At 45.8% G+C, this 12,253-nt stretch carries 12 protein-coding genes; 5 read left to right on the top strand and 7 right to left on the bottom strand.

The features are described from left to right. Nucleotides 1–268 precede the first annotated feature (268 nt). On the top strand, nucleotides 269–517 hold the full coding sequence (locus tag BBD41_RS30635; RefSeq protein ID WP_125461238.1) for a cytochrome P450: 249 nt from the start codon (nucleotides 269–271) through the stop codon (nucleotides 515–517). Here BBD41_RS30635 and BBD41_RS09490 read toward each other — a convergent pair. After that, nucleotides 443–2,677, bottom strand: coding sequence for a LuxR family transcriptional regulator (locus tag BBD41_RS09490; protein ID WP_237087046.1), 2,235 nt, complete (start codon nucleotides 2,675–2,677; stop codon nucleotides 443–445). The two genes, BBD41_RS30635 and BBD41_RS09490, sit on opposite strands and share 75 nt — an antisense overlap. A gap of 310 nt (nucleotides 2,678–2,987) precedes the next feature. Between BBD41_RS09490 and BBD41_RS09495 the strand changes: the two genes are divergently transcribed. Continuing rightward, nucleotides 2,988–3,908 carry a copper amine oxidase N-terminal domain-containing protein gene (locus BBD41_RS09495; protein ID WP_099477408.1) on the top strand — a complete coding sequence of 307 codons (921 nt, stop codon included), beginning with the start codon at nucleotides 2,988–2,990 and terminating at the stop codon, nucleotides 3,906–3,908. Nucleotides 3,909–4,071: 163 nt separating this feature from the next. Here the strand turns inward: BBD41_RS09495 and BBD41_RS09500 are convergent, their stop codons facing one another. Together BBD41_RS09500 and BBD41_RS09505 are read right to left on the bottom strand one after the other, a co-directional pair. Next, nucleotides 4,072–4,665, bottom strand: coding sequence for a GNAT family N-acetyltransferase (locus BBD41_RS09500; RefSeq protein WP_099477409.1), 594 nt, complete (start codon nucleotides 4,663–4,665; stop codon nucleotides 4,072–4,074). 95 nt (nucleotides 4,666–4,760) lie between these two features. Continuing rightward, complete coding sequence (locus tag BBD41_RS09505) at nucleotides 4,761–5,270, bottom strand: DUF4241 domain-containing protein (protein WP_099477410.1); 510 nt, start codon at nucleotides 5,268–5,270, stop codon at nucleotides 4,761–4,763. A gap of 223 nt (nucleotides 5,271–5,493) precedes the next feature. Here BBD41_RS09505 and guaD point away from each other — a divergent pair, with 223 nt between their 5' ends. After that, nucleotides 5,494–6,858, top strand: a complete 1,365-nt coding sequence (gene guaD, locus BBD41_RS09510) for a guanine deaminase (RefSeq protein WP_099477411.1) — start codon at nucleotides 5,494–5,496, stop codon at nucleotides 6,856–6,858. A 43-nt stretch (nucleotides 6,859–6,901) separates the two neighbouring features. Then, entirely contained in the window at nucleotides 6,902–8,254 is a 1,353-nt protein-coding gene (locus BBD41_RS09515) for a uracil-xanthine permease family protein (RefSeq protein WP_099477412.1), read from the top strand. A 260-nt stretch (nucleotides 8,255–8,514) separates the two neighbouring features. On the opposite strand, the gene BBD41_RS09520 is transcribed toward BBD41_RS09515, so the two are convergent. The 3 genes from BBD41_RS09520 to BBD41_RS09530 all read right to left on the bottom strand — a co-directional run bounded on the left by BBD41_RS09520 (nucleotide 8,515) and on the right by BBD41_RS09530 (nucleotide 10,471). After that, nucleotides 8,515–9,060, bottom strand: a complete 546-nt coding sequence (locus tag BBD41_RS09520) for a hypothetical protein (protein WP_099480542.1) — start codon at nucleotides 9,058–9,060, stop codon at nucleotides 8,515–8,517. A gap of 209 nt (nucleotides 9,061–9,269) precedes the next feature. Then, nucleotides 9,270–9,677, bottom strand: a complete 408-nt coding sequence (locus BBD41_RS09525) for an MmcQ/YjbR family DNA-binding protein (RefSeq protein WP_206098296.1) — start codon at nucleotides 9,675–9,677, stop codon at nucleotides 9,270–9,272. A 92-nt stretch (nucleotides 9,678–9,769) separates the two neighbouring features. After that, nucleotides 9,770–10,471, bottom strand: a complete 702-nt coding sequence (locus tag BBD41_RS09530) for a MerR family DNA-binding transcriptional regulator (protein ID WP_099477413.1) — start codon at nucleotides 10,469–10,471, stop codon at nucleotides 9,770–9,772. A gap of 150 nt (nucleotides 10,472–10,621) precedes the next feature. Between BBD41_RS09530 and BBD41_RS09535 the strand changes: the two genes are divergently transcribed. Further along, entirely contained in the window at nucleotides 10,622–11,491 is an 870-nt protein-coding gene (locus BBD41_RS09535) for an alpha/beta fold hydrolase (RefSeq protein WP_099477414.1), read from the top strand. A 174-nt stretch (nucleotides 11,492–11,665) separates the two neighbouring features. Here the strand turns inward: BBD41_RS09535 and BBD41_RS09540 are convergent, their stop codons facing one another. Continuing rightward, nucleotides 11,666–12,091 (bottom strand): DUF6157 family protein, encoded by a 426-nt coding sequence (locus BBD41_RS09540; protein WP_099477415.1) that lies wholly within the window; start codon nucleotides 12,089–12,091, stop codon nucleotides 11,666–11,668. Nucleotides 12,092–12,253 lie beyond the last annotated feature (162 nt).

A 12,253-nucleotide genomic window follows, 5' to 3' on the forward strand; every position in this document is an offset into this window, starting at 1 on the left:
TAGTTATCATAACTAGGTAAGAGTAAGGATAGTATTGTCCTTTCGGGTATTCTTTCCAAGCAAAAGGTAGACTTTCGGGTACTGGCTTAGCTGTGAAAAGCAGGGTATGCCGTCAAAATGGCAAGCAGCATGCTGTAACTTATTGAGGGTGGGGAAAGAAATAACGGTAAATCTGACGGATAAGCTGCCAGAATTACGTTCAACTTGATACGGGGGGGCGTTTGGTCCCAAGCTGGCAGGTTACATCACAAACAGCTGCGAAGGATGTATGCGTCGGTTATTTCTCCGACCTGGCGAAAGGTTCATAATCAGCCCATATCCGCTGCATATGAGCAGAAGGCTTTATGATGAGCCGGAAAAGTATAAGACGGAACGGTTTGACCGTGATGATGTCAATACCATTCCGACGACGGCCAATTCCCCGTTCGGGGCACTACTTCAATCACGGTTTGGCAATCAGCTTGGCCGTCAGTTGTGTTCGATTGTGAATGTCCAGCTTCATAAAAATGGACTTTAAATGTTTCTTTACCGTGGATTCGCTAATGAGTAGCCTTGTAGCGACTTCAGCATTGGAATAACCAGCTGCCACTTCCTTAGCGACTTCATACTCCCGTTCACTGAGGATCCCGATTAAGTTCGGCTCGTATCGTGGCGGAACCTCCGGGAGGCAGCCACTTATATCGAGTTCTATTCCTGACCGCCTAAATAGCTGTGTTAAGAAAGCAACAAGCTTCCCGTTCCGCGTATCGAGGGCATAGGTCGGTGTGAGTGTTCGCCCGTCGTGATTGCGATGCGATGCCCCTTCCACAGGGAGAAATCCAAATGCGGTATAGGATTTGCGGCCGATTTCACTGTCATAGGGCGTACAGATGGTAAGCCCTCCTCTGCACAAGTACGAATAAATGAGTCGAATGCCGGCCGTTCGAGCTTGTGGATTAAGGATGTCGGCAAAATCGAGCGAACGAATAAACCATCCGGCCGGCTGCTCTCGAGGAGCAGCCAGCATGTCTCGTTCCGTTTCTGTAAGCGTACTTAAATAGGGGCTGCTAAGGGGATCCTTTTCAAGCCACGCCAATGTCCCGGCATGGATGGGTATGCAAATCGCCAAACCGCAAGCTTGATCATTCGGGCCCCGCAGGAGCTTGATCGACAACGGCTCCAGCCCATAAAGAGCTTCCAGATCGAGCGGAGCCGCATTGTAACGGACCATCTCTCTTGAATACTCAATTCGGAATCTAGCACCTGTCTCCGGATCAACCTCATATCCTGAAACAGGCTGCGTGCTGGTTTCCCTCCACTTCGCATAAGCAATAGCATCCCGAAGTGTTGTTTCCGTCACAGCTTCCCAGTAATAACTGTAATCGTCCTCATAAGATAAGGCGCGCAGAACGTCAATATCCACATAAGAGAGTAATTCGCTAACCTCCCATTCGATGTCGCTTCGATCTTTGCTCTGTAGAATAGCCTTCGCATAATATTCTGCACACCTTGTTGTCAGCTCCCGATACCGCTTAGGCATCCTTTCCTTCAAACGGACATTCATTGATTTGCGCATCAAATCATGCAGCTGCCACCCACGCTCGGTGCGTCTGACAAATGACAATGCAATCAGTCGGTCAAAAAAATAGCTGGGCACATCCTGCTTCATGACTGCGGAGAGCCTCTCTTGATCAAATACCCGCATAATGGATGCCGATTCAATAAAATAGATAAGTTCCCGATCTCGTACTTCCTGAAGCCACAAAGCAGCTAACTGCTCAAACCAGTCACCGCCTTCGAAAGACACTAAACTTTCTGCGAGATTGTTAGCAGCTGCAGCTAACGAAAGCGCAAGCGGATGGCCGTTTGTCCTGCGCCAAATTTGTTCGATTTGAAGCTCGTCCGTGATTCCGCACAAATTAAGATAGTTGAGGCAGTCCTTTCGATTAAGCTGCTGAAGCGGCAATTGGTGGAGGCGCTCACGCCAGACCGGGGACCACAACCAGCTTCCGCGAAGAGGATACCGTCCCGCCGACAGCAAAAGCAGCCCTGAAGGAGCTGTGGGAATAAAGCGGTCGCGAAGCCAGTTCTCCATATCTTGCATTTCTTCATAGGTATCGATCGCCAGCACGATCACACGTTCACCTGATTGCTGCGCAAGATGTTCGCAAAAGCGCTGTATCGGATCATATTCACTCTCTCCTGTAAAGCCGATCTGTGAAAGAAGCGCAGCACCAATTCCTTTCTCAGAATGGACAAAATCACGGCTGTCCAATTGAAGATAAACGGCACCATATTGCTGTGCTTTTTGTCGGCATAAACGTAGAAATGTACTTTTTCCCACGCCGGCGGTACCATATACATGAAACAATCCCGGCTCCTGATCCAGTTTTATTTGTGCAAGCTTGCTCTCAAATGCCATAAGCTCCTGCTCGCGGCCAACAATGAATTGGAGCTCGAGGTCAATCAGGCTGTTAGCTTGATTCTTTAACAAACTATCACCAATCGCTTTCTTTGCCAGATCACAAGGCGCACTCGACGGCGCTTTGGTACGTAATATTATACCATACATTTCATGTAAAAACTGGGAATTGAGGCGTATAAGGCTTACGCCAAAAGTAAGTCGGGGTGACAGATAAGCAGCATCGTGGTGATCTTCTTTCTGCTCCCGGTTCAAAGCCTCAAGTTCATCGGGCAAGACCGCCCAGACATAATCCTTCTATCAGGAGTGGGGATTGTTCCATTACAAATGCCTCATATATGACAGACATTTCCTTAATTATTTTTGCATGTAGTCATTTCCAGTTCTTCCGCAGCCCTTCCAGCTTCATCGGCTACCCGAATCAGAACTGGAGGATGAAGTCTGGGAGGAATCAAACATATCACTTCTAGTGATGTGGTTTAGAGGACCCAGCCCAAAGCGAGCGACCTTCAATGAATAAAGTCCTTGCAACTTTCCATCTTTTTTTACGTCAAAAAGGATGAACACCATATTTTGGAGGGAAATCATGAAAAAAATATCGCGAATTTCAATCGCCCTGCTATGCGCTGCGGCTCTAATTGTCCCAAACCACAACATATCTTCAGCAGCTTCAAAACAGGAACCACATGTAATCATCAACAACACAAGTCTATCCTCTGAAGATATACTTTTAAAAAACAACCAAGTATTTATTACCTTAACGGGAGCCAAGACTCTAGACGATTTAACGTTTAAGTGGAACAATAAGACAAAGCAAGTAACCGTCCAAGGAAAAGAGACTCATTTAATCCTCACGATCAATAAAACAACTGCACAAAAGAATAGTAAACCCGTAAAACTTAGCTCCGCGCCGTTCATCTATAAAGGCAAAACCATGATTCCTTTGCGCTTTGTTACAGAAGCAATGAGCAGCTCCGTAACCTGGAATCAGTCGACCCAAACCGCATTCATTACAAAAGCAAGTTCAAAACTGACCAAGGATTATAAAAGCGACGAGCTTCATACTGCAAGAAATGCAGCGATAAATTTGCCAAAGGTTTCCCAACTACCGAAAGAATTTGAGCCGACATTGGATACGTTAAGTCTTCAATATTATTTTCCTGAACGGGAATCAGGCCAGTTCATCGAAGTAAATAATAACGTCGTTAGTTACTATAAAATTTCTAACCATATCGCTTATCTGAAATGGCAGGGCCTCCTAGGTGATAAACCAGGCACGGCAAACGACCTTTATTTTATTAATCGCATGTTGACAGATGAAGCTGGAACACTTCCGTCATTTAAGGATACAACCTTTGCAAGCTTCCGTTGGATGCCTCATATCGGGGCTACGGGCTATAGCCTTATTAACAACCAAAACTGGAATAAGGTCACCTATAAAGATCAGGAACTTGAGCAAAATCAAATGAAAGAAAATTATATTATCGTGGACATTCCCGAAGAATAGGCCAGCTTCGTCTCCAAACGAAATGTAGTCATAAAAAAAGCTGCACCTCCGTTGTTAGTTCTGTCTAACAATAGGGGTGCAGTTCCATTATCACTCACGTATGTTTCTGATGCTCACTCTATGGGGTGCTCTCGCCAAGTTGGGGAGAGGCCTTGCTCCGCATTTACTTGAACGCTTGCCCGATTTGCCCGATTTTTCTTTTCATAAATATGGCCACTTCCCCATCTACAACATCATCATTGGTGTAATAGGATAAATCAATGCCTTCAATTTCAAATCCACATTTTCTGTAAAATCTTATAGCATTTACGTTCGTGTTTTGCGTTTCCAGGTTTATTGCTCGTATTCCGTTTCCTTCTGCAAGACGAACTAATTCATCGATCAATTGTTTGCCAACATGCATTCTTCTATAGTCTTCCGAGACTTGGAAATGCCAAATCAAAACGGTATTATTCCACTTTATTTCCTCAGCGATGACAACCCCGATTAATCGAGTACCTATGTATGCTCCTAGTGAATATCCCATGGGAGCGATCTTGCTGTAAAGCTCCAAATCGTCTTCACTATCTGTATATTCTTTATGATACGGTGCTTCAAGCTCTACTAATTGAATGTCGATCGTGGTTCTTTCTTCATTTTCAATTTTTGTCACCTTGTACTTGGCGTTTGAGGAATATCCGCACTCCCCAAGTTCATGTTGTTCTTCATCCGTGAACCTATGAATCGGTTTAATGCGTATAGCTTCTATAGGAATCACCCTTTAAAAATAATTTGACCGTCACGCTGCCTAAAGCCATGTGGGAAATCATGTACCGGCTTACGATACGTTAGTCCTTGCGGTGCGGATGTGTCCTAGCTTTTGATAAAAACAATCTTCACGCCTACCACCTGATCCTCTGCATTAACCGCCTTATATACGCCGTACGCCCCGTCGCCTATGCCGGTACGCGAGACAACGCCTCCCTCGAGAACCCCCGCCTCTTCCCCGCTTTCGGTGATATCACAGCAGGCATAATACCATGCCGTATCCGTGCTCTCTGATACTTCTTTCGCATCCGGAATCCGGTATTTGTGAATATCAAAAATCCCAGCCTGTCCGCTGTCCACCCCCGCCACGAAAGGACACTTGATCCACTCCAGAAAGGCCCCTTGTTCCGCAACGGATCGATGGTATGCCGTCAGCCTGGCGTTGGCTTCACCCCAGTCGGGGATCTCCGCCTTCTCCACTTCCGAGACCCACGTTCCGTTCAATGCAGGCTCCACTACCCCCATAATGACGATGCTCGTATCTAATTCGTAACACGGATCCGCAACTACCAATTGTCCGGAAGTTACTTCGAAATTACCCAGTTGAATGATCAATGAGGATACCTCCCATAACCGCTTGGATTTACATCTATTCTATCATGGGTGCAGAGGAATGTTTAATGAGACACCAGGATGGTTATCCATCAGAACAGGCGTACTACAATCGCAAAGATTCGACATATGTCTACATCTATTCGCCTTTGGGGTATGGACGAATCCTTTTTGAAGGTCTATAATAACAAACAAATTCCAAAAAACGAACATTAAGGCGGTATCCATGAGTAAATATATGCAATTATTTCAAGGCACGTCTTTTTCAAGCAAATCGCCCACAGAAATTCAAGTATTACGGGACCATCTGTACTGCATCAATGCCGACGGCATGATTGAGCGAATCGTCGCCCCCGAGGACGCTGATTACGCGTCCTTGCTGGATGCCTATCAAGGTACGGACAAGTTTCATCGGTTAGAGGCGGGGCAGTATTTCTTGCCTGGTTTTGTCGACTTGCATGTGCATGCGCCGCAGTGGGCCCAGTCCGGAACCGCATTGGACATCCCGCTCTACGACTGGTTAAATACGTACACCTTCCCGCTGGAATCGAAATTTTCCGATCTTGAATTTGCGCGCAAGGTTTACGATGACGTGGTCAGCACCTTACTGGCCAACGGAACGACAACGGCTCTTTATTTTGCAACGGTGCATAAGGAAGCCAGCTTGCTGTTAGCCCAAATCTGTGCAAGCAAAGGCCAGCGCGGACTGGTTGGCAAAGTCGTCATGGACGATCCCGAGCAGAATCCGGAATACTACCGCGATAAGGACACATCCACCGCACTTGCGGATACGGAAGAATTTATTATCGCTGTACAGGAATTAGCCAAGACTACAAAACAAGGCGTCTATCCCGTCGTCACTCCACGATTCATTCCAAGCTGCACCGATGAGGGGCTGAAAGGCTTAGGCGAGCTGGCTGCCAAATATGACACCTATGTCCAATCCCACTGCAGCGAAAGCGATTGGGCGCATGGATATGTCAAGAATCGATTCGACAAGAACGATGCCTTTGCGTTGCATGATTTTGGCCTGCTGCGGGATAAATCCGTTATGGCGCATTGCAATTTTCTGGAGGATCAGGATGTGGAGTTATTTGCGGACACCGGCACCGCGATTGCCCATTGTCCGATATCCAACGCGTATTTCGCCAATAGCGTCATCCCGGTCGCCCGTTTCCATGCCAAAAATGTCGAGATCGGCCTAGGCTCGGATATCTCCGGCGGCTTCTCGCCAAGCCTTTTCGATAATATTCGACAAGCAGTCATTTCTTCGCGGATGCTGGAGGATGGCGTTAACCCTTCCCTCCCTGCTGAAGATCGCGGCGTACCCGATTCGCGCATTACGATCCACCAGGCATTCTATCTGGCAACCGCCGGAGGCGGGGATAGTCTGAGCTTGCCGATCGGTCGTATCCAGGAAGGCTATGCATGGGATGTGCAGGTGATCGATACGAGCATTCCATCCGCCAAGCTGCCGATTTTCGATGAGCATGAGGATATGCACGATATTTTTCAGAAAATCATGTATCTGGCAAGACCTGAGCATATCCGCGAGGTGTGGGTGCAAGGGGACAAGGTTCATTCGCGTTAAGCCTATATACCAATTAAACTAAACATTCGAGGTGTCCATCGGAGTGAAAACACAAGCAGACAAGCAAAATGACGCACAAACGAATTCACAGCAATTAACGGTTCCGCCCGACGGTAAAATTTCCTTCGGGAAATCCGCCATTCTCGGTTTGCAGCATGTCGTCGCGATGGACGTCTATGTCGTTCCGTTCCTGATTGCCATGTTAATCGGCTTAGCGCCCAATCAGTCCAGCGCATTAATTCAATCCACGTTTATCGCGGCCGGGCTAGCCACGATCGTGCAGACATACTTCTGCATGAAGCTGCCGATGGCGCAGGGTCCTTCCTATGTTCCGCTCGGCGCGATTGTCGCCATTTATGCCGCCAGCGGCGGCGGGGAGACGGGCTGGGGCTCCGTGCTGGGTGCCAGCTTGGTCGGTGCGGTTCTCGTGGTGATCTTGGGATATACGGGAATCTTCAATAAAATCGTGAAATCCTTCATCCCGCCGATTGTAGGGGGCACGATTATTTTCATTGTCGGTCTATCGTTACTGCCGGTTGCCATCCGCGACAATATCTATGGCGCCACGGACGCTGCCATCAATCAGAACGTGCTGCTGGCGCTGATCTCAGCCGCTGCACTCCTTCTATTCGTGGCCCTCGGTTCGTTGTTCCGAGCGAAAGGGGCAATTTTCCGAGTTACATCCGTCATGATCGCATTAATCATCGGATGCTTCTCGGCCAACTTTATGGGTGTCCTGGATTTCAGCCCAGTTGCAAGCGCCAAGTGGTTCAGCATGCCGCAGCTGCCGTTTAAGGACTTTGGCTTCTCATTTGATCTCTCGGCGATCATCACCATGGTCATCATTTATCTCGTGCTGTTGGCGGAAACGACAGGGACATGGTTTGCCATCAGCAACGTCATTGATAAACCGTTAACGGATAAGAACATTAACCGCGGGGTTATTGGCGAAGGGATTAGCTGTCTGATCGCTTCCGTGCTCGGTTCAACGCCGGTTACCGGCTATTCCACCAACGCAGGCATTATTTCCATCACGGGCGTAGCCAGTCGCCGGGTCTTCCTTGCGGTAGGCGGATGGTTCGTCCTGTTCGGCTGCTCCGGTAAATTGGCTGCGCTGATCTCCTCGATTCCTACAGCTGTCATCGGCGGCGTATTCGCGATCGTCTGCGGCATCATCTCGATTAACGGAATCCAGGTCGTGAAGAACGTAACCATTCGTGAAAAGGAAATGTACATTATCGCCATCCCGATGATTCTGACGTTGGCGCTAGTGCTCATTCCTAAAGATTTCTTATATACGCTTCCTACGTTCGTGCAGTATCTACTGGGCTCCCCAATTCTGGCTGCTTCCCTTGCAGCAATTGTGTTGAACAAGTTACTGCCGAGCGCTAAATAAGAAGTAAGTTGTAATGCGAAGCACAACGAGCGGATTATATGAAGGCTAAACAAGGCTGCCCCCAAAGAGACTGCGTTCATCGCAGACTTTGGGGGTGTTTTTTTATAGTAAAGGGATATGACACTTCGTTACACACAAAGTCAAGGAGCTTAGAAGATGCTTGCTATTTATTAGGTGATTGCAGATGTTTTATACTTCGGCATATGGGGCTGGGCAATTCAAAAAGAAAATAAGACCCTGCAACATAAGCGCAGACCTGTCTATTTCATTTCAATTAGTCTTTGTATCCATGTAATCGTAATTTCATCTTGTTCCTCTGGATTCATATCTGCAGGAAACTGTAAATATTGTTCTTCCTCTGGGAGCTTATGCAGTTGGCTCTGAATCGTAGCATCAGCCGTGCTGTCATTGTAATATTCCGGGAAGCGAAATTCTTGTCCTTGAAGTGACCGATAAACATGAAAACTGTACTTAATCCCATTCACTTCGCAAAAGGCATGTCCTTGAGCTTTCGGATCACACCAGACATGCGTACCCTTCAATTTTTGCAAGGAGAGCATAAACCCATTCTTCTGCGTTTCCGTTAAATGAAAATCATCCAAATAATACTTCATTGACACACGATTAAAATTCGTATCGATAATCTGGTAGTTCAAAATCAACTCAGCGCCTCTTTTAAGAACGGGATTGAAATAATCCTCCTGAATCCTCCCCTTATACTTAAACAGTCGGCTCTGGACCAAGTAGTCGATATTGCTATGGTCTAAATTCCGACCAAATGTTAATAAAAATCTTCTCTTTTCCACTTTTATTCCGAACCCCATTTCTAATTCCTGGTTCTATCCTCGGCCCATGCTGGGCGTAGCATCAAAAAAAGCAGTCCACGACTGAAAGACAGTTTGGACTGCTAAAGAACGTCTTCCACTCGGCGGACTTGCGAGACGGATCATTCACCGTGATGTCTCTGTAATGGCAAATTTAAGGCGCTGGCTAAACGCTTTTGCAACACGCAGCACTAAGATTCCGTTCCGAACCTCCAACTAGGGCTGTACCCATCCAGAAGCTTCTTTGGTGCACAGGATCTCCACGCTCGTTCGAGATGCTCCAGCAGTTCCTTCGGGTCGACGGCCGAAAGGCGCACAAGCACATACGGAGCGTTGCGGTAATGATCCGTGATGTAATAGACATCGGGATCGAACTGCGTCAAGAAGTCCCGAGTTTCGTAGTCCATTCTTAGTACGAGGGTAACTCCATCTTCATGCAGACGCGCCAATAGCTTTCCTTTGATGCGATATGCAGGGGTTCCGTAAGAGGTCCCCTCTTCCACGGACGGCAAGGATAGAGCAAGATTTCGAACCATATGAAGATGGTCGGACGGCCCCAATCGTTTTCGCCTCCCTATCGTATAGGTATGAAATACCATGATCACGTCTTCCTCAACTCATAATTCCAAAATATTGTCCTAATTGTATAATAATTCAAATGAAATGACAAACAATCGAACACAGATATCGTTTACCTTTGGCAAAAGCTTATATATTTTATCAATTCTGCGATTCCTTTCAATTGCAGCACGAGTTGATTATTTAAATTTTGCAAAGCCAACTGAAAGGAACGTTCGACTTTATCATAGTTTTGGGTGTCCAAATTATTCAATAAACTCTTCATATTTTCAATATAATAAACGGTTTTCCTCAAGCTGCTTATGACAAGGATTTTACGAAGTTGAGATATGGAGAACATTCTATAACCGTTTTCTTTATTTCTTTCTGAATGGATTAATCCCTCATGTTCCCAATGCCGGATAGCTGAAGTATTTACGCCCGCTATTTGGGCAGCCTCTCCAATACTCATATATTCTTTTAGTTTTACATTTTTATATTTGGTAAAATCGGCATTTTGGATCATCGTAAGGATTTCTTCGACTCGCTGCTTCTCCACTTGAATATGATATTGCTGTTCATTAACTAACCAAAGGGCTTCTTCATATCGTGCATTTTTACTCAGTCTCATGACTTCGTAAACAATAGGGATGTCATATCCTTTCAACAAGGCTCTAATCGTAGTAAAAGCTTGGAAGTGTAGCGATGTATAGAAACGGTGATTACTTTTTGTTCTCGGTACGGCAGGAATGAGATCTAGTTCTTCATATCTTCGCAAAGTTGTGGTGCTAACATTCAAGGTCTTTGCAATTTGTTTAGGGGTATATGTCTCCATCGATTATCTCCTTTTTAAAGTAAGACCTTCAAGTGCTACAATAACATATTTTCCAATAAACCCCCAATATATAAAGGGCGGGAAATAGAAAACCGAAAGATTGCATGAATGTTATATGATGGTCATATGAACCGTTTAGGAGTGATATAAATGGAAAAGAACATAAAACTTACGGATGGATCAGAGCTAAAAGTTGGTTTAGTAGGCAATGCAAACTCTCCCACAATCATGCTTCCGGTTGCTAAAGAATCTGTTTATGGACAGGAAGCCGAACACTTAAAGCTGTGGGGAGTAGACCCCGAATTAGGAAAGCATTTGGTTGAGGGACTTATGGACAAGTTCCGGATTTTACACTTCGACTACGAAGGACACCGTTTACAACATCCGAATCCGGAGAATCTCACACCTGAAAGCATAGTACAAGATCTGCTAACCATTGCTAATGAAATGAACGTTAAGAAGTTTAGCTATTATGGTTACTCTTGGTTGGCTTTGGTTGGATTACAATTAGCTATTCGGACAGACAGACTAGAATGCTTAATCATGGGTGGCTTTCCGCCAATAGATGGTCCGTATAAAGAAATGATGGTTGTGACAAATAAAACGTATAAACAAGCTTTAAGTAATCAAAATGCTTCCGTTGTTGATGAACAGAGCCAAATCAGTCCAGAAAAGGTCGATTGGGATAACATACAAGTAAAAATCGACACGAATCAAACTAAACAGTTTGTTACAATGTACGAACATTTAATGGAATTTGATGATCGGGAAATTCAACATAAATTAGCTATTCCGAGATTGGCGTTTGCCGGGGAAAAAGACACTATCGTTTATGGAGAGAACTTCGGCAATGTCATAGTTGATATTATCGGTATACTTCAAAACAATAAACAAGAATTAGAACAGCTCGGATGGGATATAGAAATCCTAAAAGGAAAGGATATGGATCACACCAAAGCCATGCAACCTGCAACGGTTCTGCCATTGATAAAGGCTTGGTTCATTAAACATTTGAAGTAGTTAAACAAATTGTTGATGATTTAAAAAAACAAGAGGGCAGCCGATCGAGTTCCATCGGCTGCCTCTTATATGTATCATTCCATTTTCCAAGATGTTGACCGCTTTGGAAGCTCGCTATCATCAAATCCAGAGCAACAAAAGTCCCCTAGACATCGTCGTGGCCGCTGTCCCGAATCATTTCTTCTTGTTCCTCATGGCGGCGAGCAGCTTTACCTTCCCGTTGGCCCCTTCCACGAAGCGATGGTAGTCCGGAGATTCTACCGGAACGATCGCGATTTGCCCCTTCGCGTTGAAATGGAGACCCCACCCGTATTTTTTCGGGAGCATGGATGCTCTCAAGCATGGTTGCGGCTTCCTAAAAAACTCTTCTCGAATCTGCTCCCTTCTCTCGGCCAGCTCCGCCTCCGGAATGTTCTTGTGCCGGATATGCACTTCGAACAGAAGCTCCTCCTGGGTATAGACATAAGGATGATTCTCAAGCAACTCAAACTCGATGCCCGGCTTGGTTTTTCCGCTTTTCTTGTCCGGAGGCTTCGTTCCGGTCTCTGCGGGGCAATCCGGGGCAACGGTAATAAACGTATCATAGTAATTCCATTCCATCTTCGTTCCTCCTGAACCGATGTATAGCTTCGCTCATCACACATCGAATTTTCTAACATCTATTATAACCCTTTATTCCTGACAGAATCGGTCAGTTATATTCAGGCAAGATAGAGCAAGATTCGAACGATATCAAGATGGTGTAATGTTGAAGCTCTTTCG

This window comes from Paenibacillus ihbetae (genome assembly GCF_002741055.1).
Lineage (GTDB): Bacteria > Bacillota > Bacilli > Paenibacillales > Paenibacillaceae > Paenibacillus_AQ > Paenibacillus_AQ ihbetae.